Origin of the sequence: Pseudonocardia parietis (genome assembly GCF_017876315.1) — a bacterium.
Lineage (GTDB): Bacteria > Actinomycetota > Actinomycetes > Mycobacteriales > Pseudonocardiaceae > Pseudonocardia > Pseudonocardia parietis.
In genome coordinates this window covers 1027104-1050428 of record NZ_JAGINU010000001.1, presented here as the reverse complement: position 1 = coordinate 1050428, position 23325 = coordinate 1027104, and the positions used below count along the sequence as shown (strand labels likewise).

22 protein-coding genes are annotated in these 23325 nt (G+C 74.1%); 6 read left to right on the top strand and 16 right to left on the bottom strand.

All coding sequences use genetic code 11. From position 1 onward, the window contains the following. Nucleotides 1-3: 3 nt before the first annotated feature. The 9 genes from panC to ftsH form a co-directional block, all read right to left on the bottom strand. Complete coding sequence (gene panC / locus JOF36_RS05075; protein WP_210025254.1) at nt 4-882, bottom strand: pantoate--beta-alanine ligase; 879 nt, start codon at nt 880-882, stop codon at nt 4-6. After that, nucleotides 879-1790 carry a Rossmann-like and DUF2520 domain-containing protein gene (locus JOF36_RS05070; RefSeq protein WP_210035140.1) on the bottom strand — a complete coding sequence of 304 codons (912 nt, stop codon included), beginning with the start codon at nt 1788-1790 and terminating at the stop codon, nt 879-881. The genes panC and JOF36_RS05070 overlap by 4 nt, the downstream gene beginning before the upstream one ends. 159 nt (nt 1791-1949) lie before the next feature. Further along, nucleotides 1950-3572: a PrsW family intramembrane metalloprotease gene (locus tag JOF36_RS05065; RefSeq protein ID WP_210025253.1), complete on the bottom strand. Its 1623-nt coding sequence runs from the start codon at nt 3570-3572 to the stop codon at nt 1950-1952. Nucleotides 3573-3654: 82 nt separating this feature from the next. Further along, nucleotides 3655-4185 (bottom strand): DUF3180 domain-containing protein, encoded by a 531-nt coding sequence (locus JOF36_RS05060; RefSeq protein ID WP_210025252.1) that lies wholly within the window; start codon nt 4183-4185, stop codon nt 3655-3657. Then, nucleotides 4182-4694 (bottom strand): 2-amino-4-hydroxy-6-hydroxymethyldihydropteridine diphosphokinase, encoded by a 513-nt coding sequence (gene folK, locus JOF36_RS05055; protein WP_210025251.1) that lies wholly within the window; start codon nt 4692-4694, stop codon nt 4182-4184. Before folK ends, JOF36_RS05060 begins: the two co-directional genes overlap by 4 nt. Further along, nucleotides 4691-5059, bottom strand: coding sequence for a dihydroneopterin aldolase (folB, locus tag JOF36_RS05050; RefSeq protein ID WP_210025250.1), 369 nt, complete (start codon nt 5057-5059; stop codon nt 4691-4693). Before folB ends, folK begins: the two co-directional genes overlap by 4 nt. Next, the gene (gene folP, locus JOF36_RS05045) at nt 5056-5886 is read right to left on the bottom strand and encodes a dihydropteroate synthase (RefSeq protein ID WP_210025249.1); all 831 of its coding nucleotides are present in this window, start codon (nt 5884-5886) and stop codon (nt 5056-5058) included. The genes folB and folP overlap by 4 nt, the downstream gene beginning before the upstream one ends. Before the next feature lie 50 nt (nt 5887-5936). Beyond that, nucleotides 5937-6551, bottom strand: coding sequence for a GTP cyclohydrolase I FolE (gene folE, locus JOF36_RS05040; RefSeq protein WP_307862219.1), 615 nt, complete (start codon nt 6549-6551; stop codon nt 5937-5939). A gap of 32 nt (nt 6552-6583) precedes the next feature. After that, complete coding sequence (ftsH, locus tag JOF36_RS05035) at nt 6584-9151, bottom strand: ATP-dependent zinc metalloprotease FtsH (protein ID WP_210025248.1); 2568 nt, start codon at nt 9149-9151, stop codon at nt 6584-6586. A gap of 380 nt (nt 9152-9531) precedes the next feature. Between ftsH and JOF36_RS05030 the strand changes: the two genes are divergently transcribed. Then, on the top strand, nt 9532-10482 hold the full coding sequence (locus JOF36_RS05030) for a S1 family serine peptidase (protein WP_210025247.1): 951 nt from the start codon (nt 9532-9534) through the stop codon (nt 10480-10482). A gap of 13 nt (nt 10483-10495) precedes the next feature. Here JOF36_RS05030 and hpt read toward each other — a convergent pair whose 3' ends face one another. Genes hpt through dacB form a run of 4 tightly spaced genes read right to left on the bottom strand, consistent with a single transcriptional unit; the run spans nt 10496 to nt 14798 of the window. Further along, nucleotides 10496-11056 carry a hypoxanthine phosphoribosyltransferase gene (hpt, locus tag JOF36_RS05025; protein WP_210025246.1) on the bottom strand — a complete coding sequence of 187 codons (561 nt, stop codon included), beginning with the start codon at nt 11054-11056 and terminating at the stop codon, nt 10496-10498. Between the two features lie 59 nt (nt 11057-11115). Next, nucleotides 11116-12234, bottom strand: coding sequence for a tRNA lysidine(34) synthetase TilS (gene tilS / locus JOF36_RS38630; RefSeq protein WP_307862218.1), 1119 nt, complete (start codon nt 12232-12234; stop codon nt 11116-11118). Between the two features lie 29 nt (nt 12235-12263). Then, the gene (locus JOF36_RS05010; RefSeq protein ID WP_210025245.1) at nt 12264-13361 is read right to left on the bottom strand and encodes an Rv3626c family coenzyme F420 biosynthesis-associated protein; all 1098 of its coding nucleotides are present in this window, start codon (nt 13359-13361) and stop codon (nt 12264-12266) included. 27 nt (nt 13362-13388) lie between these two features. Further along, the gene (gene dacB, locus JOF36_RS05005; protein ID WP_210025244.1) at nt 13389-14798 is read right to left on the bottom strand and encodes a D-alanyl-D-alanine carboxypeptidase/D-alanyl-D-alanine endopeptidase; all 1410 of its coding nucleotides are present in this window, start codon (nt 14796-14798) and stop codon (nt 13389-13391) included. A 228-nt stretch (nt 14799-15026) separates the two neighbouring features. Here dacB and JOF36_RS05000 point away from each other — a divergent pair, with 228 nt between their 5' ends. Continuing rightward, complete coding sequence (locus JOF36_RS05000; protein ID WP_210025243.1) at nt 15027-15515, top strand: inorganic diphosphatase; 489 nt, start codon at nt 15027-15029, stop codon at nt 15513-15515. A gap of 58 nt (nt 15516-15573) precedes the next feature. Here the strand turns inward: JOF36_RS05000 and JOF36_RS04995 are convergent, their stop codons facing one another. After that, complete coding sequence (locus tag JOF36_RS04995) at nt 15574-16782, bottom strand: acetyl-CoA C-acetyltransferase (protein ID WP_210025242.1); 1209 nt, start codon at nt 16780-16782, stop codon at nt 15574-15576. Between the two features lie 11 nt (nt 16783-16793). Continuing rightward, the gene (locus tag JOF36_RS04990; RefSeq protein WP_210025241.1) at nt 16794-17246 is read right to left on the bottom strand and encodes a MaoC family dehydratase; all 453 of its coding nucleotides are present in this window, start codon (nt 17244-17246) and stop codon (nt 16794-16796) included. A 247-nt stretch (nt 17247-17493) separates the two neighbouring features. On the opposite strand from JOF36_RS04990, the gene JOF36_RS04985 reads away from it, so the two are divergent. Together JOF36_RS04985 and JOF36_RS04980 are read left to right on the top strand one after the other, a co-directional pair. Further along, nucleotides 17494-18459 (top strand): ATP-binding protein, encoded by a 966-nt coding sequence (locus tag JOF36_RS04985; protein WP_210025240.1) that lies wholly within the window; start codon nt 17494-17496, stop codon nt 18457-18459. Further along, entirely contained in the window at nt 18456-19301 is an 846-nt protein-coding gene (locus JOF36_RS04980; protein WP_210025239.1) for a transglutaminase family protein, read from the top strand. The genes JOF36_RS04985 and JOF36_RS04980 overlap by 4 nt, the downstream gene beginning before the upstream one ends. Nucleotides 19302-19303: 2 nt before the next feature. Here the strand turns inward: JOF36_RS04980 and JOF36_RS04975 are convergent, their stop codons facing one another. Further along, the gene (locus tag JOF36_RS04975) at nt 19304-20680 is read right to left on the bottom strand and encodes an ATP-dependent 6-phosphofructokinase (protein ID WP_210025238.1); all 1377 of its coding nucleotides are present in this window, start codon (nt 20678-20680) and stop codon (nt 19304-19306) included. Nucleotides 20681-20777: 97 nt separating this feature from the next. Here JOF36_RS04975 and surE point away from each other — a divergent pair, with 97 nt between their 5' ends. Next, nucleotides 20778-21593 (top strand): 5'/3'-nucleotidase SurE, encoded by an 816-nt coding sequence (gene surE / locus JOF36_RS04970; protein ID WP_307862217.1) that lies wholly within the window; start codon nt 20778-20780, stop codon nt 21591-21593. A 204-nt stretch (nt 21594-21797) separates the two neighbouring features. Continuing rightward, nucleotides 21798-23324, top strand: a complete 1527-nt coding sequence (locus JOF36_RS04965) for an alpha/beta hydrolase (protein WP_210025236.1) — start codon at nt 21798-21800, stop codon at nt 23322-23324. Nucleotide 23325: the final 1 nt, after the last annotated feature.

Sequence of the window (23325 nt, the reverse complement as noted above, 5' to 3'; positions counted from 1 at the left end):
TGGTCAGAACGCGACGGGGACGTTGTCGATCAGACGGGTGCTGCCGACGCGGGCGGCGACGAGCAGGCGCCCCGCACCGGAGGCCGGGGCGGGGCCGAGGTCGGCGTCGCGCAGCTCGAGGTAGTCGACCTCGACGTCCGGTTCGGACGCGAGCTCACCGCGGGCCGCGGCGAGGACCTCGTCGTGGCCGCGGGCGGACACCGACGTCCCGGCGACCAGCGCCCGCGACAGCACTCCGGCGGCCCTGCGCTGCTCCGGGTCGAGGTAGGCGTTGCGCGACGACAGGGCCATGCCGTCGTCCTCGCGCACGGTCGGCACGCCGACGATCCGCAGCGGGAAGTCCAGGTCGCGGACCATCCGGCGGACCAGCGTGAGCTGCTGGTAGTCCTTCTCGCCGAACACCGCGACGTCCGGTCCGACGATGTGCAGGAGCTTGGCGACGACGGTCAGCATGCCGTCGAAGTGCCCCTTGCGGGCCGCGCCCTCCAGCTCGTCGCCCAGCGGGCCCGCGGCGATGCGGGTCTCGGAGCCCGGCGGGTACATGTGCTCGACCTGCGGGGTGAACACGAGGTCGACGCCCTCCTCCCGGCAGACCTGGAGGTCGTCCTCCAGGGGCCGCGGGTAGCGGTCGAGGTCCTCACCCGCGGCGAACTGCAGCGGGTTCACGAAGATCGACACGACCGGGACGACGGAGCCCGGGATCCGCCGGGCGTGCCGGATCAGCTCCCGGTGCCCCTCGTGCAGCGCACCCATCGTCGGGATCAGGACGATCTTGCGCCCGGCGCCGCGCAGGGCGCGGGTCACCGGGGCCAGCTTCGCCGGTTCGGAGTGGACGGTCAGCCTGCCGGGTGCGTAGCCGTTCCGGGTGGAGCCGGGGGTCACTTCTCCTCCAGGGTCTTCTCGACGTCGTCCAGCGCGGCCTGGTCGAGCAGGCCCGCCGCTGCGGCGCGGCGGGCGGTGCGTCCGGCCAGCGCGCGGTAGGCGTCGGCCAGGTCGGGGTCCGCGGCGGTGATGTGGTCCAGGTGGGTGCGCAGGGTGCCGGAGTCGCCGCGGGCGACCGGGCCGGTCAGGGCCCGGTCGCCGTGCCGCAGCGCGTTGTCCAGCGCGGCGGACAGCAGCGGGGCGACCAACCGGCCTGCGGGCCGGATCCCGGCCGTCTCCAGCAGTTCGACGCAGTCCCCGACCAGGGTCATCAGGTGGTTGGCGCCGTGCGCGAGTGCGGCGTGGTAGAGCGGGCGCACGGCCTCGGGCACGCGCACCGGCTCGGCGGACATCTCCAGGACCAGTGCCTCGGCGACGCTCCAGCCCACGGCGTCGCGGGGGTCGCCGTCCTCGGCATCACCGGGGGCGGTCACGCCGACACAGCAGGAGGCGAGCCGCTCGACGTCCTCGGGACGGCCGGTGAAGGTCATCGCCGGGTGCAGCGCGAGTGGCAGCACGCCGTGCTCCACGGCGGGGCCCAGCACGGACGTGCCCTGGGAACCCGCGGTGTGGACGACGATCTGGCCGGGCCGGAAACACCCGGCGGCCGCGAGGCCGCGGACCAGGCCGGGCAGGACGTCGTCGGGGACGGCGAGCAGCACCAGGTTCGCGCGCGTGCAGACCTCGTCGGGCGGCAGCAGGGGTACGTCGGGGAGCAGCTCGGCGGCCCGCTTCACCGAGGCGCGCGAGACTCCCGAGGCGGCGACGACGTGGTGGCCCGCGCGTGCCAGCGCGGCTCCGAGTACCGAACCGACACGTCCGGCGGAGACCACGCCGACGGCGAGCCGCGCAGGGCGGTCGGCATCGATCACAGTCAGGTCCGTTTCCTCCCGCTCCGGTCCGCTCGGTACCGGTCGGGCAATCCGCGGTGTGCGCACGACCTCCGACGGCCGTGTGCCGGAGGCGAGGGTAGACGGGCGCCGGGTCCACGTGAGCGTCGTATGACCGGCCTCACCGAGGTGTGTGAGTCAGCGGTCCTGCCCGTGGTTCCCGCGCGGATCGCGCTCCGGGCGTCGCAGGGGGCGGGTCGGGCCGGGGTTCCGCGGGTCGTCGTGGTGCCTGCCGCGGTGCGACGGGTCGGTGGGGCCGGGACCGTTCGGGCGCGCGACCGGCCGGGTCACGCCCTCACCGGGCTCCGCGGACGACGGCGCAGGACGGTAGCCGGCACCGGGTGCTCCGGGCCCCGCCGGGCCGGCACCCGGCTTGGGCACGCCGGGCACGGTCGGCGCGGCGGGTGGGCCCGCCGGCCCGGGCATGACCGGGCCCCCCGCACCACCGGCGCCACCCGCACCACCGGCGCCACCGGGCGCTGCCGGGCCGTCCGGGAAGGTCGGGATGCGGTGCGCGCCGGAGAAGCTGCCGTCCGGGGCCGCCGGGGGCGGGGGCTCCCAGCCCGACGGGCGTTGCTGCGCCCAGGCCGCCACCAGCGCCTCCGGGACCCCGACGGCGACCGCCCGGGTCCGCAGCACGGCCGCGAGCTTCTCGTCGTGCAGCACGTGCGCGCTGTCCTGGACGGCGCCGCGGTCGATCCGGTTCCGCATGAAGGCGAGCTCGGTGACGGCCGCCTGGTAGTCGGCGACGGCCTTCGCCGCGGCCTTCCCTGACCGCCTGCGGACCAGGGTCCGCCAGCCCCTGCGCCGGGACATCCGGGCCAGCAGCGGGACCTCGCTCGGCGCGATCCAGCCGGCGGCCGCGAACCCGGGCAGCTCGGCGGCGACGATCCGCGCCTCGCGGCGGCGGGCGAACACCACCAGCATGGTCATCCCGGCGAAGATCGGGACCATCACGAACAGGTAGATCTGGTAGAACGCGCCCGGCGAGGCGGCCAGCACCGAGGCGCCGTTCCACAGCGCGTGCAGCACCACGGCGGCGAGGTAGCCGACGGCCAGGGCCAGCACGCGGGCACCGGTGCTGCGGCTGGTCGCCGCCACACCGGCCGCGATGCCGATCATGCAGGTGAACAGCGGGTGCGCGAACGGCGAAGCGATCCCGCGCACGAACAGCGTGGCGATCACCCCGGCCGTCTCCGGGTCGGAGACGGCGCGCCCCAGGTAGAGGATGTTCTCGCTGAAGGCGAACCCGGCGGCGATGATGCCGGCGTAGACGATGCCGTCGACGATCCCGTCGAACTCGCGGCGCCGCAGGGCCAGCAGACCGACCAGGAACAGCCCCTTGGCGAACTCCTCGACGACCGGCGCGACCACGATCGGGCCGAACAGCTCGCCGGCCCCGCGGCCGGCCGCCGCGTCGAGTACCGCGGAGGCACTGGTGTTGATCAGCAGCGAGACCAGTGCGGCGAACCCGGCGCCCCACAGGAACGCGCCCATCAGCATCCGTGGCGGTTCGGGCTCCCAGCGGTCCACCCACAGGAACGCCGCCACCACGGGCACGACGGGCAGCAGCGCCGCGAGCGTCCCGACGACCACCCCGCCGGTCCCGACCGCCTGCTGCAGGATCCCGACGGTGATGACGGCCAGCAGGGCGAGTACGACGAGCCCGACGACCGGCAGCAGGACGCCGCGCCGCTTCGCCGACGGGGCCGGCACCGGGGCCTTCGGGTAGCGGCCGGTCGGGACGGCGGGAGAGGCCATGGCCCGGCAGCGTAGAGAACTCCGGCACCGTCCACAGATCACCCGCGCCGTGCGAGGCGAGACCCACACCCGGCCGGACCCCTCAGGTGGGCCGGACACCCCCGCCGGTGTCGTCGGGATCCTCCGGCGCGCGGCAGCAGTACTCCAGCCACAACGCGCCGCCGACCAGCAGCAGCGCGCAGGCCAGCCCGATGCCGGCGGCGATGCTGTCGGAGAACGCCGCGACCACGACCGGGGCCCGGGGGACCGTGTGCAGCAACACCGCGGCCCACAGGCCGGCGATCACCGCCCCACCGATCGACGAGGCCTTGGCCAGCAGCACCGCCCGCGCGGCCACCAGGGCCGGGACCGGGAGCGCTCCGCCGCGGCGCTCGATCCGGCGGCGCAGCACGAACCCGCCGCCGAGCTCGGCGATGCCGAGCACCCCGGCCGTCACGCCCGCGGCGACCGGCAGCGGCGGCAGCGTCGAATAGGTCAGCTCGACGAGAATGTTGCCGAGCAGTGCCACGACCACCGCGATCCCGGCGAGATCGCGGTACCGGGTCGGGGTGACCGTGGGTCGCGGATCCTCGCCCGACCCGGGCCGGCGGCCGCCGGGTTCCGGCGTGCTCACGCCGTCACCAGCGGCAGGTCGTCGCGGCGGTGGACACCCGCCCGCCCCTGCGGGCCGAGCCGTTCCAGAAGCTCGCCGACCGGGCCGTGCCCGTGCAGGACGGCGTCCGGGTCCGCGATCAGCCAGGGCAGCAGTACGGTGCCGCGCTCGGGCGTGCCGGGATGCGGGAGCAGCAGTTCCAGGTCGTCGGACAGGACCGGGCCGGCCGGACCGTCGACCTGGACCACGTCGACGTCCAGCGTCCGGGGGCCCCAGTGTTGCTCGCGCACGCGGCCCGACGCGTCCTCCAGGGCCTGTCCCCGGCGCAGCCAGCCCCACGCGTCGAGGGCCGGGTCGTCGGCGATCACGACGGCGTTGAGGAAGTCCGGCTGGTCGGTCACGCCCCACGGCGCCGTCTCGAACACCGGTGACACGGCGACGAGCGCGCCTGCGAGGTCGGTGACGACCGCACGCAGGTGCCCGATCCGGTCCCCCAGGTTGGATCCCAGGGACAGCACCGCGCGGGTCACGACCGGCCCCGCCGCAGGACGACGGCGACGTCGTCGAAGGTCAGCGGGATCGGCGCGGTGGGCTTGTGCAGTGTCACCTCGACCTCGTCGATCCGGGCGTCGGAGGCGAGCACGTCCTCGGCGACGGCACCGGCCACCGACTCGATCAGGTCGTGCGGCGGGCCGGCGAGGACCGCCGCGGCCCGTTGCGCCAGCGAGCCGTAGTCCAGGGTGTCGGCCAGGTCGTCGGACGCGGCCGCCGCGGACAGGTCGGCGTGCACGACGAGATCGAGCACGAACTCCTGCCCGTCGCGTTTCTCGTGGTCGAACACGCCGTGGTGGCCGCGGACCCGCAGCCCGCGCAGCTCGATCCGGTCGCCGCTCACCGGTCGGCCTCCGGCGAGGAACCGGCCCGCGACGCCCCGAGCCGGCAGGCCGCACTCACCGCGACGGCATCCATCGTGGACTCGACGTCGTGCACCCGGACGCCCCAGGCGCCGGCATTGGCAGCGAGCGCGCTGACCGCCGCGGTCGCGACGTCCCGCCCGGCCGGCCGGCGCGGGGAGCCGTCCGCCGACGCCAGCAGCTCGCCGAGGAACCGCTTGCGCGAGGCACCGACCAGGACCGGGAAACCTAGCCCGACCAGCACGTCGAGCCGGCGCAGCAGCGCCCAGTTGTGCGCGGCGGTCTTCGCGAAGCCCAGCCCCGGGTCCAGCACGATCCGGCCCGGGTCGACCCCGGCCATGACGGCGTCGTCCACCCGGGCGACGAGCTCCGCGCGGACCTCGCCGACGACGTCGGAGTACCCGGCCAGCTGCTGCATGGTGTCGCTGTGCCCGCGCCAGTGCATGAGCACCCACGGCACCCGGGACTCGGCGACCACCGCCGCCATCCGCGGGTCGGCGAGCCCTCCGGAGACGTCGTTGACCATGACCGCGCCGGCCTCGACGGAAGCCGCGGCCACCTCGGAGCGCGTGGTGTCCACGCTGACCCGCACGCCTTCGGCGGTCAGTTCCCGCACGACCGGGAGCACCCGCTCGCACTCGGTGTCCGCGTCGATCCGCTGTGCGCCGGGGCGGGTCGACTCGCCGCCGATGTCGACGAGATCGGCACCGGCGTCCCGCATGGCGACGCCGTGCGCGATGGCGTGCGAGCGGTCCAGGTAGCGGCCACCGTCGGAGAACGAGTCGGGGGTGACGTTCAGGATGCCCATCACCGCACACCGACCCGGGTCCGGCAGGCCACCGGCCGGGGAGACCACCGCTACGACCCCCTGATCAGCGAGAGCGCCTCCGCACGCGAGGAGGCGGAACTCTTGAACAGCCCGCGGACCGCCGAGGTGGTCGTCCGCGAGCCCGGCTTCCGGATACCGCGCATAGACATGCACAGGTGCTCGGCCTCCAGCACGACGATCACCGCGCGCGGGCCCAGCTTGCGCACCAGCGCGTCCGCGATCTGGGCGGTCAGCCGCTCCTGCACCTGCGGGCGCTTGGCGTACAGGTCGACCACCCGGGCGATCTTGGACAGTCCGGTCACATGACCGTCCACCGCCGGGATGTAGCCGACGTGCGCGACCCCGTGGAACGGCACCAGGTGGTGCTCGCAGGTCGAGAACATCGGGATGTCCTTGACCAGCACGAGCTCGCCGTGCCCCTCGTCGAAGGTCTTCTCCAGCACCTGGTCCGGGTTCACGAACAGCCCGGCGAAGATCTCGCCGTAGGCCCGCGCGACCCGTGCCGGTGTCTCCTTGAGCCCCTCGCGGTCCGGGTCCTCGCCGACCGCGATCAGCAGCTCGCGGACCGCTGCCTCGGCGCGCTCCAGGTCGACCCCCTCGGGTACGGCCTGGGTGACCCCGGCCGACACCGCGGCCGAGCGCACCGTACGCAGAACTCCGTCCGTCTTCGACGTACTCAGTGTCCTGCCTCCGAGTCGCTGCTGCGCCGGCCGTCCGGCCGCTCCTGCGGCTCACCACCGGTCGTACTGCCGCCGGAGTCACCACCGCCGGTAGGGCCCGTGCTGCCGGACGGACCGGCCTCCGGACCGTTCCGGTCGGGGGGCTCCTGCCCGCCCTGCTGCGGAGCCTGCCGGCCCGGTGCCTGTTGCCCGGCCCAGCCGGCGGGCGGCCAGCCCTGGCCGTGCGGGGTCGTCGCCGGCCGCCAGTCCGGCGGCGCACCGTAGTTCGGGGCCACCGCGGAAGGTGGCGCGGGGTAGCCGCCCCGGCCGCCCTGCGGCTGCCCGGCCGGCGCACCGGGCCGTCCGTTGCCGGCCGGTGCCCCGTTCCCGGGCGCGCCGTTGCCGTGGCCGTTCGGGGCGTCTCCGTTCGGAGCGCCACCGTTCGGAGCACCGCTGTTCGGGATGTTCCCGTTGCCTGCCGAAACCGGCGCCGGGCCGGTCCCGGGGCCGTACCCGCCCTCGTTCGGTGCGTCGGGGCGGGCCGGGGCGGCGCCGCCGGCCGGGAACGGCGAGGCGCCGGGCAGACCGGGGGCCTCCCCGTGGCCGTTGGCCGAGCCGGACCCGACCTGCGCCGGGGTGCGCTCGTCGTCCGCGGGCCACGGCTCGCCACGCTCGTGAGCTGCCTCGCGCGGTGTCTTGATCGGCGGCTTCTCCGACGGCGTGCGCTCACCGAAGTCGTTGAACGCGGTGATCCGCGGCCGCTTCTCCACCGACCCGAAGATCCGCTCGAGGTCCTTGCGGTTGAGGGTCTCGGCGTCCAGGAGCTCCAGCACGAGGTCGTCGAGCACGTCCCGGTAGGTGTTGAGGATCTCCCACGCCTCGGTGTGCGCGGCCTCGATGAGCTTGCGCACCTCCTCGTCGATCTCGTGGGCGACCTCCAGCGAGTAGTCCGCCTGGTTGCCCATCGAGCGGCCCAGGAACGGGTCGCCCTGTTCCCGGCCGTACTTCACGGCACCGAGCTTGGCGCTCATGCCGTACTCGGTGACCATCGCGCGGGCGATCTTGGTGGCCTGGTCGATGTCCGACGACGCGCCCGTGGTCGGCTCGTGGAACACCAACTCCTCGGCCGAGCGCCCACCCATCGCGAAGACCAGCCGGGCGATCATCTCGGCGCGGGTCATCAGGCCCTTGTCGTCCTCCGGGACGACGAGTGCGTGCCCGCCGGTACGGCCGCGCGGCAGGATCGTGAGCTTGTAGACCGGCTCGAGGTCCGGCATCGCCCACGCGGCCAGCGCGTGCCCGCCCTCGTGGTACGCGGTGATCTTCTTCTCGCGCTCGGAGACGATCTTCGACTTGCGCCTCGGACCGCCGACGACCCGGTCGACCGACTCCTCCATCGCCGCCGCGGTGATCAGCGTGCCGTGCTCGCGGGCGGTCAGCAGCGCCGCCTCGTTGATCACGTTCGCCAGGTCCGCACCGGACATGCCGACCGTGCGCTTGGCCAGCGACTCGAAGTCGGCGTCCTCGGCGAACGGCTTGCCCTTGGAGTGCACCTGGAGGATCGCGCGCCGGCCGGCCAGGTCGGGGGCACCGACCGGGATCTGGCGGTCGAACCGGCCCGGGCGCAGCAGCGCCGGGTCCAGGATGTCCGGCCGGTTGGTGGCCGCGATCAGGATGATCCCGCCGCGGGCGTCGAAGCCGTCCATCTCGACCAGCAGCTGGTTCAGCGTCTGCTCGCGCTCGTCGTGGCCGCCACCCAGGCCTGCGCCGCGCTGGCGGCCGACCGCGTCGATCTCGTCCACGAAGATGATGCAGGGCGCGTTCTGCTTCGCCTGCTCGAACAGGTCGCGCACCCGGGAGGCGCCGACACCGACGAACATCTCGACGAAGTCCGAACCGGAGATCGTGTAGAAGGGCACCGCGGCCTCGCCGGCGACGGCGCGGGCCAGCAGCGTCTTGCCGGTGCCCGGCGGGCCGTAGAGCAGCACGCCCTTCGGGATCTTCGCGCCCAGCGCCTGGTAACGGCCCGGGTTCTGCAGGAAGTCCTTGATCTCGTACAGCTCTTCGACGGCCTCGTCGGCCCCCGCCACGTCGACGAACGTGTTCTTCGGCATGTCCTTGTTCAGCTGCTTCGCCTTGGACTTGCCGAAGCTCATCACGCGGTTCCCGCCGCCCTGGGAGTTGTTCAGGAACCAGAACAGGATGATCAGCACCAGCGCCAGCGGGATCATCATGATGAGCAGCGAGGACAGGAACGAGTCCTGCCGGACGACCGTGTCGTACTGGCCGATGCCCTCGACCTGCCCCAGCGAGTCGAAGATCTGCCCCGACAGCTGGGCCGGGTACTGGGTGATCAGCTGGGTCTCACCGTCGACCGGGGTGTTCAGGGTCAGCCGGAGCTGCTGTTCCCGGTCCTCGATCAGGGCGCCCTGCACGTTGCCGGACTGGATCTGGGACAGCGCGACCGACGTCGGCACCTCGGTATAGCCCCGGGTGTCGTCGAACAACGAGCTGAACCCGAGATAGATCAGGAGCGCGACGAGGATCCAGATCAGCGGGTTGCGGAGCAGGCGCTTGCGGTCCATGCAACGTCGGCCTGGGCGGCCTTCACCTTCCCGAGAGTGGTTCACGGCAGCAACGGCGGACGGAACAAGGCCCCGCCGGACGGCCCTGACCCGCCAGGATAGCCGCCCGCATCAGCGGGCGCGCCGGGCGGACCGGGACCGGAACGGTCGTGCGCGACCGTCCACCTTCCCAACGTATGGGCGACCTGCCCGGTTCCCCCACAGGGGTGTCCCGCCGCACACCGTCCGGAGCGGATGTGGGACAACTGTGCTGCACGCTCGGTGGCGGGCCGGTGCCGGTACGCGCACGGACTCCGCCGTCCGGCCGAGTCGTGCTGGTCTGCGTGTCGGGAGGGGCGGATCGGATGGCGCTGCGCGCGGGGGTCGGGCCCCGTCGGACCGTGTCTGCCCTGGCGATCGGGCTGGCCGCATCGGCCGCCCTGACGCTGCTCACCGCGCCGCTCGGCCCACCCGTACCGGCGTCGGACGTCGGCTCGGACGTGACGACCACCGCGCGGGCGATGCCCGCAGCCCCGGCGCCCGCCGCACCCGTCCGGCCCGCCGTCACCGCGGAGCCGGGGGCGTTCGGTCCGGGGGCCGTCACGGAGACCGCGGGCGCGGGCCTGTGCACCGCCGGATTCGTCCTCACCGCGGGCGACCGTACGTTCCTGGCACAGGCGGCGCACTGCGGCGGGACCGGCGACGAGACCGAGACCGACGGCTGCACCTCGGCCGCCGTGCCGCTCGGCACCCCGGTGACCGTGCGCGGCGCGGGCCGCACCGTCACCGGCACGCTCGCCTGGAGCTCCTGGAACACCATGCAGGCTCGCGGCGAGACGGACCCGGACACCTGCGCGTACAACGACCTGGCGCTGGTCGGACTGCCGCCCGGGGCCGAGTCCTCGGCCGGCGCCGCGGTGCCGTTCTTCGGCGGGCCGGGGCCGGTCCGCAGCACCCCGCTGTCCCCCGGGACCCCGGTGTTCGGGCTGGCCAACCCGCCCGGCGCCGACGGGACGCGGACCGTCACGCCACGCGCCGGAGCGATCGCGGGCGACGTCGGCGGCGGCTGGGGCCACTCGGTGTACACGATGGAACCGGGCGTCGCCGGTGAGTCCGGGAGCCCGCTGCTGGACGGCGAGGGCCGGGCCGTGGGCATCCTGTCCAGCCTGTCGACGACGGCGGACCGGCCGAGCATCGAGTACACCGACCTGGGCCGGGCGCTGGACTACGCGGCGCGCACCGACGGCCCGCCCGGCCTGACCCCGGTGGCGGGCCCGGCGTTCACCTCCACCCCGGCCGGGGTGGACCCGCGGGAGCTCACGACCCCCGCGGGCCCCGGCATCGCCGGCTGACGCCACCGACCGGTCAGGCGTAGACCTTCGGGTCGAGGGTGCCGATGTAGGGCAGGTCCCGGTACCGCTCGCCGTAGTCGAGGCCGTACCCGACGACGAACTCGTTCGGGATGTCGAACCCGATGTAGCGGACCGGGACGTCGATCTTCACCGCGTCCGGCTTGCGGAGCAGGGTGACGACCTCCAGCGACGCCGGGTTCCGCGTCTGCAGGTTGCCGCGGAGCCAGTTCAGCGTGAGGCCCGAGTCGATGATGTCCTCGACGATCAGCACGTGCCGGCCCGCGATGTCGCGGTCGAGGTCCTTGAGGATCCGCACCACCCCGGAGGACGAGGTGGACGAGCCGTAGGAGCTCACCGCCATGAACTCGAGCTGGGTCGGCACCGGGAGCGCACGGGCGAAGTCGGTCATGAACATGACCGCGCCCTTCAGCACACCGATCAGCAGCAGATCGGTCTCCCCCCCGCCCTGTACGACGTCGGAGTAGTCCTCGGCGACCCGCTGGGCCAGCTCCTCGGTCTTCTCCCGCACCTGCTCCTCGGTGACCAGCACCGACGAGATGTCCCCGTCGTACACCCGACCCCCTCGTGCGGACCGCCCGACGGCGGTCCTATCGACTCCGACCCGGCAACCCGTCACGCCCGGTCACGCCCCCAGCAGCGGTGGCGCAGGACGAGCCTCCCACGCGCGCGGGTCAGCTCCAAGCCGCCTCCGAGCGTGGGCCCGCCCTGGCCGCGCCACCGCCCGACGAGGTCGTCGGCGGCTCGCAGCTGCGCGTCGGTGAGGGCCCGGACACCGTGCTCGGAGAGCCATTCCCGCAGGACCCGGCGCCGGACGGCGGCCGGTGCCGTGGCGAGGACCGCGGCGTCGAGCGGTGCGGCGACGGCCTCGCCCGCGGTGCCCGCAGAGCGTTCGGCCGCGCCGGGGGCCGGTCGGTCACCCGAGCGGCTGTCACCGGAATCACCTCGTCCCGCAGGCCCGCCGTGTGCATCATGCTCACTCTCCGTGTCCGTCGTCGCACCCGGTGCGGTACCGCCGTCCGGGCCGGGCCCGGCTGCGGCGGCCCCGGCGTCCGTGCGGAGCCGGGCGGCCCGCTCCGCGAGTGCGTCGTCGTCGTCGCGGAGCTGGCCCGCGGTCCGGGCGAGCGCCTCGGCGACACCGCCGCCGAGGACGTCCTCCAGCAGCGGCAGCACCTCGTGCCGCACCCGGGCGCGGGTGAAGCGGGGATCGGCGTTGTGCGGGTCGTCCCAGACCTCGACGCCGGCCCGGGCGCAGAACTCCAGGGTGTCGGCCCGGTGCAGGCCGAGCAGCGGGCGGAGCCACGGCTCGGCCCAGACCCGCATCCCGGCCAGCGAGCGGGCCCCGGACCCGCGGGCGAGGCCGAGCAGCACGGTCTCGGCCTGGTCGTCGAGGGTGTGGCCGAGCAGAACCGGTGAACACGGGTGCGGCCGCGCGGCGAGCAGCGCGGCCCGGCGGGCCCGGCGGGCCGCGGCCTCGACCCCGCCCGCGCCGCCCACCTCGACCGCGTGCACCGAGGCGTCCACGCCGGACGCACGGAGCCGGGTGGCGAGTGCGGCGGAGCGCCGGGCCGAACCGTCCTGCAGACCGTGGTCGACGACGGCGGCGTGCACCGGGCCGTCGAGCACCGCCCGTACCGCGAGCACCAGTGCGGTCGAGTCGGCCCCGCCCGAGCAGCCCACGACCGGCGGTGCCGAGCGCACCTGCCGGGGCAGCACCGCCAGTGCCTCGCGCACGGCATCCCGTACGCGCGACACCGGGCGGCTCAGCCGACGCGGCGCAACCACGCCTGTGCGTCGGTCAGCTCGGTCCGGGTCGGCAGGGTCTCCGGCGACTCCCAGGCACGGTTGAGCCCGGCCATCCCCGCCTCGCGCTCGACCTCTCGGCAGAACGCGGCGCCGACGGCGTACTGGCGCATCTTCGCCTCGACGCCCAGCAGCGCCCGCAGCAGCCGGTCGACGACGCCGCCACCACGGCGGCGCTCGGTGAACCGGCGGCGGATCACGGCGACGTCCGGCACGACGTCCGGGCCGACGGCGTCCATCACGTGGTCGGCGTGCCCCTCCAACAGTGTCGAGAGGGCGAGCAGCCGGTCGAGTACCGCGCGCTGCTCGGGCCCCTGCAGCAGCTCGACCAGCGCGAGGACGTCGGCCTTGTGGCCGTCCTCGCCGCGCAGCGCGCGGATCGCGTCCGGCAGCCGGCCGAGCTTCTCGGTGTCCGGCTCCTGCAGCGACAGCAGGCTCGTGACCAGCCCGGCGAAGTGGTCGCGCAGCCACGGCACGGCGGTGAACTGCAGGCGGTGGGTCGCCTCGTGCAGGCACACCCACAGCCCGAACTGCTCCCCGTCGACGTCGAGCGCGGCGGTCGCGGCGTGCACGTTCGGCGCGACGACCATCAGCCGTCCGGCGCCGCCCGGACCGCCGAACGGGTCGTACTGGCCGAGCACCCGGGCACCCATGTAGGCGAGCAGCGCCCCGAGCTGGACGCCGGATCCGGCCGCGGTGGCGGTCCGCACCGGCCACGGGGACGCGGGCAGGTCCGCACCGGAGGTCAGCACGTCCATGCCCTCGACGGCCGCCCGCGCCCAGGCCGACCGGTCCAGCACGTCGGCGGGAAGCAGCGGCAGGCCGGTGCCGAGGCCGGTGACCTCGCGGACGTGTTCCTCGGCGCGCGCGGAGTCGACCCGCAGCCGTTCCACCAGCTCCCGGGCCGCGGCCGGGGAGGTCCGGGGGCCCGCGGGCATGAGCCTGGTCGCCGTCGTCGCGGCCAGGGACCAGTTGACGGGCAGACCGCCCCCGTCCCGCCGCGTGGCCGCGGGTGCGTGGTCGGTCACCGTGGCCGGGCCGGTCGCGTCGGGATGCATGGGGACCACGCTACCCGCGGCGCGGGGTCAGCCCCGGCAGCCGCAACGGCTGAGGGTGGCGGCGATCCGGTCGAGCGCCGGGCGGGCGTCGGCGGGTGAGGTGCCGTTGGACAGCAGCGCGAACACGAGCAGCCTGCCGTCGACGTCGGTCACCACACCGGCCAGGCTGGAGGCCCCGCTCAGCGTGCCGGTCTTGGCCCGGACCACGCCCCGGCCGGCGACCGACGGGCCGTCGGAGAACCGGTCGGTGAGCGTCCCGGCGCCGCCCGCCACCGGCAGCCCGGTCAGGATCGGGCGCAGGAACTGGACGTCGCTCGGGCTGTCGGACTGGGCCGCGGCGGAGGCGAGCACCGCGCCGAGCAGCCGGGCCGGGACCCGGTTGTCCCGGGACAGGCCGCTGCCGTCGGCGACCTGCAGGCCGCTGACGTCGTACCCGGCCTGGACCAGGGACTCGGTGACGGCGCGGCCGGCCCCGTCGAACGACGCCTCGGTGTCCCGGGTGACGGCGACCTGGCGGGCGAGGGCCTCGGCGGCCACGTTGTCCGACGCGGTGAGCATGTACTCGACGAGGCTGGCGATCGGCGGGGAGGAGACGCTGCCCAGCAGCGGCGCGTCCGCCGCGGCGGTGCCCTCCCGCACCTCGGAGGCGCCCAGCGCATCCGCCAGCGCCCGGCCTGCGGCCTGGGCGGGATCGTCCGAACGCGGCCCGTCCTGCGCGGACGGGTCGGTGCGGCCGCCGTCGAGCATCAGCGGCGACATCGGGGCGACGTACCCGTCGGCGACGTCGGTCGGTCCCCAGCCCGGTGCCTGTGCCGGGCCGCTCCACAGGGTGGTGTCGACGTAGACGGTGTTCACCGGCCTGCCGTGCGCCTGCTTCACCTCGGCGGCGAGGTCGTCGATGCGGGCCGGCTCGGGGTAGAGGCCGTCCTGTCCGGCGGGCAGCGCCGTCAGCGACGGGTCGCCGCCGCCGACGAGCACGACCGAGTCCTCGGTCGGGCCCGGCACGACCCGGGTGGCGAGCCGGTCGGTCGGGTTCATCGACAGCAGGGCGGAGGCCGCGGTGAGCAGCTTCGTGGTGGAGCCGGGGACCATCGCCCGGGCGCCGTCGCGTCCCCACAGCGGTGCGACGCCCCGCGGGGCGGAGGAGTCCATCACGACCCCGGTGACCTCGCCGAGCTCCGGGGAGTCGAGCTGCCCCGCCAGCGCCTGGGTGATCCCGGCGGCGGTCGGGACGGGCGCGGTCGGGGTGAGCGGTTTCAGGGCCGGCATCGGCACCGGGGGGAACCGGGCGGCCGTGGCCCCGATCCCGAGCCGGTCCCGCGCGTCCGGCCCGGCGAGCGCGACGGCACCGAACAGCGAGGCCAGCGCCATGACCGCGACGGCGACGACCGCGAGCCGCCGCGTGTTGCGCTCCGTGCGGCGATGCCTGCGTCCCACTCCGCCTCCTGCTCGCTGCGCCCGGCCCGGGCGCTCCCGGACCGGCCGACCTGTCCGGGCGGCGGTGCGACACCTGCCACATCGCGCCCGGAGAAGGTCACCGGCCTGCACCGGCACACCCCCGGTCCCTCACACTAGGGGGCAGCACCGACACCGCCGGAGTGGGCGGCCCTCACGGCCGGCCCGGAGCTCCGGTGGTCAGTGACCCTCTTCAAGGAGCAACGAACCGTGGACTTCGACGTCACCATCGAGATCCCCAAGGGCGGCCGGAACAAGTACGAGGTCGATCACGAGACCGGGCGCATCCGGCTCGACCGAACCCTGTTCACCGCCACCCAGTACCCCGCCGACTACGGGTTCATCGAGGACACCCTGGGCGAGGACGGGGACCCGCTGGACGCGCTGGTCCTGGTGCAGGAGCCCACGTTCCCCGGCTGCGTCATCCGGTCCCGCGCGATCGGCATGTTCCGGATGAAGGACGAGAAGGGCGGCGACGACAAGGTCCTCTGCGTCCCCAGCGACGACCCGCGCCAGGAGCACCTGCGCGACATCCACCACCTGGCCGAGTTCGACCGGGCGGAGATCCAGCACTTCTTCGAGATCTACAAGACCCTGGAGCCCGGCAAGAGCGTCGAGGGCGCCGCCTGGGTCGGGCGCGCCGACGCCGAGCGCGAGATCAAGGCGTCCTACGAGCGGGCCAAGACCGAGGGCCACTGAGCCACCGCGGGAGGGTGGTCGTCGCGGCCGCAGTCGCGACGACCACCCACCGGGACCGTCAGGCCTTCTCGAAGATCGCGGCCAGGCCCTGCCCGCCACCGATGCACATCGTCTCCAACCCGTACCGGGCATCCCGACGCTGCATCTCCCGCGTCAGAGTGGCCAGGATCCGGCCACCCGTCGCACCGACCGGGTGCCCCAGTGAGATCCCCGAGCCGTTGACGTTCATCCGCTCGAAATCGGCGTCAGAGAACTTCCACTCACGGGTACACGCCAGTACCTGCGCCGCGAACGCCTCGTTCAACTCGATCAAGTCGATGTCGGCGAGGCTGAGGCCGGCCGCACCCAGAGCCTTGGCCGTCGCCGGGACCGGGCCGATGCCCATGGTCTTGGGCGGCACCCCACCCAAGCCCCAGGACACGACCCGGGCCAAGGGCCGCAGCCCCAGCTCCGCAGCCTTCTCCGGGCTGGTCACCACACAGATCGACGCACCATCGTTCTGCCCCGACGCATTCCCCGCCGTCACCGTGGCCTGATCGTCGCCCTTGCCCAGGATCGGGCGCAGCGTCGACAGCTTCTCCACGTTCGAATCCGGGCGGATGTGCTCATCCGCATCCACGACCGTGTCGCCCTTACGGCCCGGCACCGTCACCGGCACCAGCTCGTCGGCGAACTTCCCCGCCTGCTGCGCCGCCGCGGCCCGCTGATGCGAACGGACCGCGAACTCGTCCTGCTCCGCACGCGGAATCGCATACTCGCGACGCAGGTTCTCCGCGGTCTCCAACATCCCACCCGGCACCGGATGATCCTTACCCCCGGCGGTGACCCGGCCCCGGGCCAGCGAGTCGTTCAGCATCACCCCGCCGCCCTTGACCCCCCAGCGCATGCTCGTCGAGTAGAACGACGCCGAGGACATCGACTCCGCCCCACCCGCGAGGACCACGTCCGAGGCGCCGGTCTGGACCTGCATCGCCGCGTACAACACCGCCTGCAGACCCGAACCGCAGCGGCGGTCGAGCTGGATGCCGTTCACACTCACCGGCAACCCCGCGTCCAGCGCCGCGACCCGCCCGATCGCCGGGGCATCCATCGTCGGATAGCAGTGACCCAGCACCACATCCTCCACCACGGCGGGGTCCAGGCCGGTGCGGTCGATCACCGCCCGGATCACCGTCGCAGCCAGCGTGTGCGCCGGCACGTCACGCAGGCTTCCCCCGAACCCACCCACCGGGGTCCGCAACGGCTCACAGATCACCGCATCACGCATCGTTCGTCCCTTCACACGTACTGGCGGGTGAGCCACTCGGCGACCAGCGCCGGCCTGTCGGAGCCCTCGATCTCGACCGTCACGCCCAGGGTCAGCTGCACGCCCCCGCTGACGTCGGTGACGTCGGTGAGATCGACCTTCGCGCGGACCCGGCTGCCGACCGGGACCGGGCTGGTGAACCGGACCTTGTTCATGCCGTAGTTGACACCCATCTTCACGCCGTCGACCCGGTACACGCCCTGTACCAGCGTGGGCAGCAGGGACAGCGTAAGAAAGCCGTGCGCGATGGTGGTGCCGAACGGTCCGGTCTTCGCCCTCTCCGCGTCCACATGGATCCACTGGTGGTCCTCGGTGGCGTCGGCGAACCCGTTGATCCGCTCCTGCTCCACCGTGAACCACTCCGAGGTCCCGACCTCGGTGCCCTTGGCCGCTCGCAGCTCGTCGACCCCGTTGAAGACGCGCATCCCCTACCACTTCCGTTCATCGGTTCGTCGCTCGACGACGACGGCGACCGGTGCGCCGACGCCGGACCCATTCCTTACCGCACCCGTCGAGTGCGGGCCGGGGAACGTCGGGTAACCCACACGCCCCGTCCCGCGCGATCACGCTTGCTTGACTATCGTCGGCGTGCGAGAAGCCACCTGCGCAGGGACGGGCCGAGCTCGACGTGAGAGGCCGACGACCGATGACCCCGACCGCCCGCGACCACCGATGAGCATCTCGACGACGCCCGTCACGGCACCCGACGGCGAGCTGGTCCACCGGGCGGTCCCGTACCGCGACCCCGAGCACCAGGCCGAGGTGCTCGCCGGACCGGTCGCCGGGGCACTCGAACACGGCAGGCGGGCCCTGCTCGTCGTCGAGCCGCGGTGCCGCTCCGAGCTGGAACGTTCCCTGGGGCCCGACGCCGACGTCCGGTTCTGCCCGCCGGAGCGGGTGCACTCCGCCCCGCCGTTCACCGTCGCCGGCCGCTGGAGCCGCGCGGTCCGGGGCGCGATCGCCGACGGCGCCACCGGGGTCTGCACCGTCGGCCAGCCGCTGGATCTGCCCGGCACCGACGCGGCCTACTGGACCCGGCTGGACCTGGCACTCGGCCACGCCATGCGCGAGCTGCCGGTCGAGATGCTGTGCTGCTTCGCGGACGGCGACGATGCCCGGGAGGCCGTCGGTGCGCTGCACGACGAGTTCCTCCTCGACGGTGCCCCGGTCGCGAGCACGCACCGCCGCGGTGACCACGAGCTGCTGCGGGAGCATCCGCAGCCGCCACCGTCGGACCTCGGTGCGCCGCTGGTCACCGTGCCGGTCGAGCTGTCCGAGCTGGCCGGGATGCGCCGGCTCGTGCAGCGACACGCCGAGCAGAGCGGCCTCACCCGGGGCCGGGTCGCCGACCTGGTCCTCGCGGTGAACGAGCTGGTCAGCAACGGCATCGAGCACGGTTCCGGTTCTCCGGTCCTGCGGATGTGGCGGACGCCGGCCGGGCTCGTCGCGGAGATGACCGACCCGGCGCCCTGTCATCTCGCGTTCCCCGGCCTCACCGCGCCGCCGCTGTGCGGGCCCCGCGGGCGGGGCATGTGGCTGGCGTCCGAGCTGACCGACGTGCTTCAGGTCTGGACGGCCGAGGACGACCCCGGGCGGGTGCACGACACCGTCGTGCGGGTCACGATGAGCGCCCCGTGACGCCCGACGACGTGAACCGCCCCGGCCGTGCCGTCGACCCGGTGACACGCTTTCTCCGCCTGGTCACCGGCCCGGAACCCGAGCTCGACGAGGGCGCGCTCGCGATCGCCGCGGGCGCCCACCGCGACCCGCAGGCCGCGGCCGAGGCCGCCCGGCGGGCCCGCGCCACCCTCGACGAGCTGGCCGAGGGCGTGACAGGGCTGGAGTCGCTGCTGCACCGGCTGTTCACCGAGGCCGGGTTCACCGGCAACACACGCCGGTACCGCGATCCGCGCAACTCCCTGCTGCCGGACGTGCTGGAGCGCCGTACCGGCATCCCGATCACCCTGGCGGTGGTGACGATCGAGGTCGGCCGCCGGGCCGGGGTGCCGCTGGAGGGCGTCGGGATGCCCGGGCACTTCCTGGTGCGCGTCCCCGGCACGCAACGGCATCTCGACGTGTTCGACCGGGGGCGGCGGCTGGATCTCGCGGGGTGCGAGGCGCTGTTCCGGACGGCCACCGGTGCCGGCCCGGACGTCCCGTTCGGGGCCGGGATGCTGCCGCGGACCACGACCCGGAAGATCCTCGCCCGGATGCTCGAGAACCTGCGCGCGAGCTACGGGCGGGCGAAGGACCACACGGCCCTGGAGTGGGTCCTGCGGATGCGGCTCGGGTTGCGGCACCAGGGCCCGGAGCTGATCCGTGAGCTCGGCGAGGTGCTGGCGGCGCAGGCGCGCTGGGACGAGGCGGCCCGGCTCCTGGAGTCCTGGACGGACGGTCCGGGCCGCGGGTCGCGCTCCGGTGCCGACGTGCTCGAACAGGTCCGCCTGGAGGCCCGCATGCACCGGGCACACCTCAACTGAGATCAGGTGTGCGGCGCCCGGGTCGGCGCGCCGGAGTCCTCCCCGAACCGCCACGGCTGCCCGGTCGACTCCAGCACCGCCATCCACAGGTCGCCGTGCGGGTCGACCTGGTTGCGCCGGCTCACCGCGAGGTTCATCGGCATGTGCACGAACCGGCGCCGCACCCGTCCGACCACCATCGCGGTGCGCCCGGACATCGCCGCGTGCACGGCGGCCTGGGACAGCCGGACGGTGTAGACGCTGTCGTACGGGTTCGCCGGGACGCTGCGGATGAGGTAGCTGGGATCGACGTAGCGCACCGTCGTCTCCATCCCGGCGTCGGTGAACGAGCCGGCGATCCGCTCCCGCAGCCACGGCCCGATGTCGGCGAGCTTCGCGTTGCCCGACGCGTCGGTCCGGCCGACCGGCGGCAGCATCTCCTGACCCACCCCCTCCGCGACGACGACGACCGCGTGGCCGCGCTGCGACACCCGTCGTCGCAGGTGGTTCAGCAGGCCGGTCTCCCCGTCGAGCTCGAACGGGACCTCCGGGATGAGGACGGCGTCGGCGTCGGACCGGACCAGTGAGGCGTAGCAGGCGATGAAGCCGGAGTGCCGGCCCATGAGCTTGACCAGCCCGACCCCGCCCGGGGTGGACTTCGCCTCCACCGTCACCGACCGGATGGCCTCGCTGGCCTGGGAGAACGCCGTCTGGAAGCCGAAGGACTGGTCGATGAACGGGATGTCGTTGTCGATCGTCTTCGGGATCCCGACGACGGCGATCCGCAGTCCCCGCTCGGACACCACCCTGGCGATGTCCATCGCGCCGCGCAGCGTGCCGTCACCACCGATCACGAACAGCACGTTGAGGTGCATCTGCTCAAGGCAGTCCACGATCTCCTCGGGGTCCTGCGGGCCGCGCGAGGTCCCGAGGAAGGTGCCGCCGTCGACCGAGATGTCACGGACCGACTCCGGGGTGAGCTCGACGACGTCGTGGCCGTAGGCGGAGACGAAGCCGCGGTAGCCGTTGCGGAACCCGACCACCCGGCGGACCCCGTAGTGGTAGGTCAGGGTGCGGACCAGGCCGGCGATGACGTCGTTGAGGCCGGGGCACAGTCCGCCGCAGGTGACGATCCCGGCGCGGGTCTTCGACGGGTCGAAGTAGATCTGCCGGCGCGGGCCGCACGGCTCGAACCCGGGGAGCTCCTCGACGTCGACTCCGCGGGACTTGATCCTGGCCGAGGTGTCGTCGAGCAGGACGCGGTCGCCGGCGTCGACGTAGTGCTCGGTGGTGCGGCGGGCGTCCAGCAGCGGGGCCAGCGGGGAGGTGATCCGGGCCGGCCCGAGGGTGTCGATGGCGAGGTCGTCCGGTGTGATGCTGCTGTACTCCCAGGACGTCACGCGTTCTCTCCCTGTGTATCGATTCCGTAACCCGGCTCATCGTCGCCTACGCCGGTCGGGCCGTCGGTCGGCACCCCGGCAGCCTAGGGTGGTCCGAGTGCCCCTCGCGCTGATCACCAACGACGACGGTATCGACTCCCCGGGCCTGTACGCCCTGGCCAGAGGTGCCCGCGACGCCGGCTACGACGTCGTGGTCGCCGCTCCGGCCGGCGACGCGAGCGGTGCGGGCGGGTCGGTCCGCGCGGTGGTCGACGACGGCCACACCGCCGTGCACGCCCACGACGACATCGCCGAGCTGGACGGGATCGAGGCCTGGTCGGTCGCCGGCGACCCCGCCTACATCGTGCACGCGGCAGGACAGGGCTGGTTCACCCGCCGCCCCGACGTCGTGCTGTCCGGGATCAACGTCGGCGCGAACACCGGCGGCCAGGTGCTGCACTCGGGCACGGTCGGCGCGGTGCTGACCGGGGCCCTGCACGGCTGGTCCGGGATCGCGCTGTCGCTGGCCTGCGGGCTCTCGAGCCCGACCGCGCCGCACTGGGAGACGGTGACCGGGCTGCTGCCGGAGCTGCTGGACCGGCTCGCCGCCCGGCCCGCCGGGACGCCGTGGACGGTGAACGTGCCGGACGTCGCCGCGGCGGAGCTCCCACCGCTGCGGGAGGCCGCGCTGTGCGCGACCGGCGCGGTCCGGGTGCGGGTGGTGCACCGCGCCCCCGAACGCGGGCCGGACGGGGTGCGCCCGGGCGGACTGCGGACACTGGTCTCCGAGGAGCACTCCGAGGCGGAGCCCGGGACCGACGTCGCGCTGCTCGCCGCAGGCCACCCGACGGTGACCGAACTGGCCACCCTCACCTCACGGCCCGGGGTGACCGGCTACCCCGCGCACGACCAGGGTGTCGCGCACGCGCGATGACCGGCCCGCGCGCGGCCGGCTCCCCCCGACGGCGGGCGCGCTCCGACTTCGGTCGGGGGAACGCAGACCGTCGGCCGAGGCGGGCCGCCGGGTGGCCGACCTAGCTTCCACGGCATGCGCCCACCCTCGCCACCCGGCACGCCCGTTCCACGACGTCGGCGACCCGACGGCGCTCGTGCGTGCCCGGCACTCCTCGCCACGGCCGTGGCGGGCCTGATCCTCGTCAGCGGCTGTGCCGGGCCCGCACCGCAGGCGCGGGCGGACGCCCCGGCGCCGCCGCCCGCGGAGCTCGCCCGCTTCTACGACCAGGAGCCCACCTGGGGTCCGTGCACGGACTTCGCCACCGGCGAGCCCGACCGGGCGGCGTTCGCCGACCCCGCGTACGAGTGCGCCCGGGTCGAGGTACCGCTGAACTACGAGCAGCCCGACGGGCGGACCGCTGCGCTGGCCATGCTGCGTATCGCGGCCCGCGACGAGCCGACGGGATCGCTGGTGTTCAACGCGGGCGGGCCCGGCAACCCGTCGACGAGCACGGCCGTGCGGGCCTACGCGGACCGGCTGGCCGTCGACCCGATCGGGGAGCGGTTCGACTTCGTCGCGGTCGACCAGCGCGGCACCGGCGCGTCGACCCCGGCGCTGAACTGCTTCACCGACGCCGAACGCGAGGACGACGCGGTCACCTGGCCGTTGCGGTTCGGCCCGGACCGGACCGAGGCGCAGAACCGCGAGCTGGTCGAGCGGTGTGCCGAGGGCTCGGGCGGGATGGACGTGCTCGCGCACTCCGGGTCCCGCGACGCGGCCCGCGACATGGACGTCGTGCGGCACGTGCTCGGCGACGAGGGACTGAACTACTTCGGCGGCAGCTACGGCACCCGCCTCGGTGCGGTCTACGCCGAGATGTTCCCGCAGAACGTGCGGACCATGGTCCTGGACGGCCCGCTGGACCCGGCCAAGGGCACCGTCGAGCGCTACCTGGCCCAGGCCGCGTCGTTCCAGCAGGGCTTCGACAAGCTGGCCGCGTCCTGCGCCACCGTCCCGGACTGCCCGCTGGGCACGGACCCGGCGCGGGCGACCGAGCGGTTCCACCAGCTGGTACGCCCCCTGCAGGACACCCCGGCCACGGCTCCGGCGCTGGGCGGGCGGACGTTGACCTACGAGGACGCCGTCGACGCCGTGATGAACGGCCTCTACAGCGACGCGGCCCACCCGGTGATCGTGCAGGGCCTGCAACAGCTCGCGACCGGGCGGGGCGACATGCTGCTCGCCCTGCTGGACGCCTTCGTCGAACGCCGGCCCGACGGCAGCTACGGCGAGTTCCTGGAGGCCAACCTGGCCATCAACTGTCTCGACGCCCAGCGCCGTACGCCGGCCGAGGAGACCGCGGCCAAGCGCGAGTTCCTCCGGCTCGCCCCGTTCATGGACCCGGGCCGCCCGGTCGTCGAGACCCGTGACCGGTGCGAGCACTGGCCGGTCGAGCCGACACTGGACATCCCCTTCGCCCAGGACATCGAGGGCCTGCCCGCCACCCTGGTCGTGGCGGCGACCGGCGACCCGGCCACGCCGTACCAGGACGGGATCAACCTGACCGAGGACCTCGGCGGCCACCTGCTGACCGTGAACGCCGACACGCACGGCTCGGTGCTGCTCGGCAACAGCTGCATCGACACCGCGGTCGCCGACTACCTGATCAGCCTGGAGACGCCGGTCGACGGTGCGCGCTGTGACGGCTGAA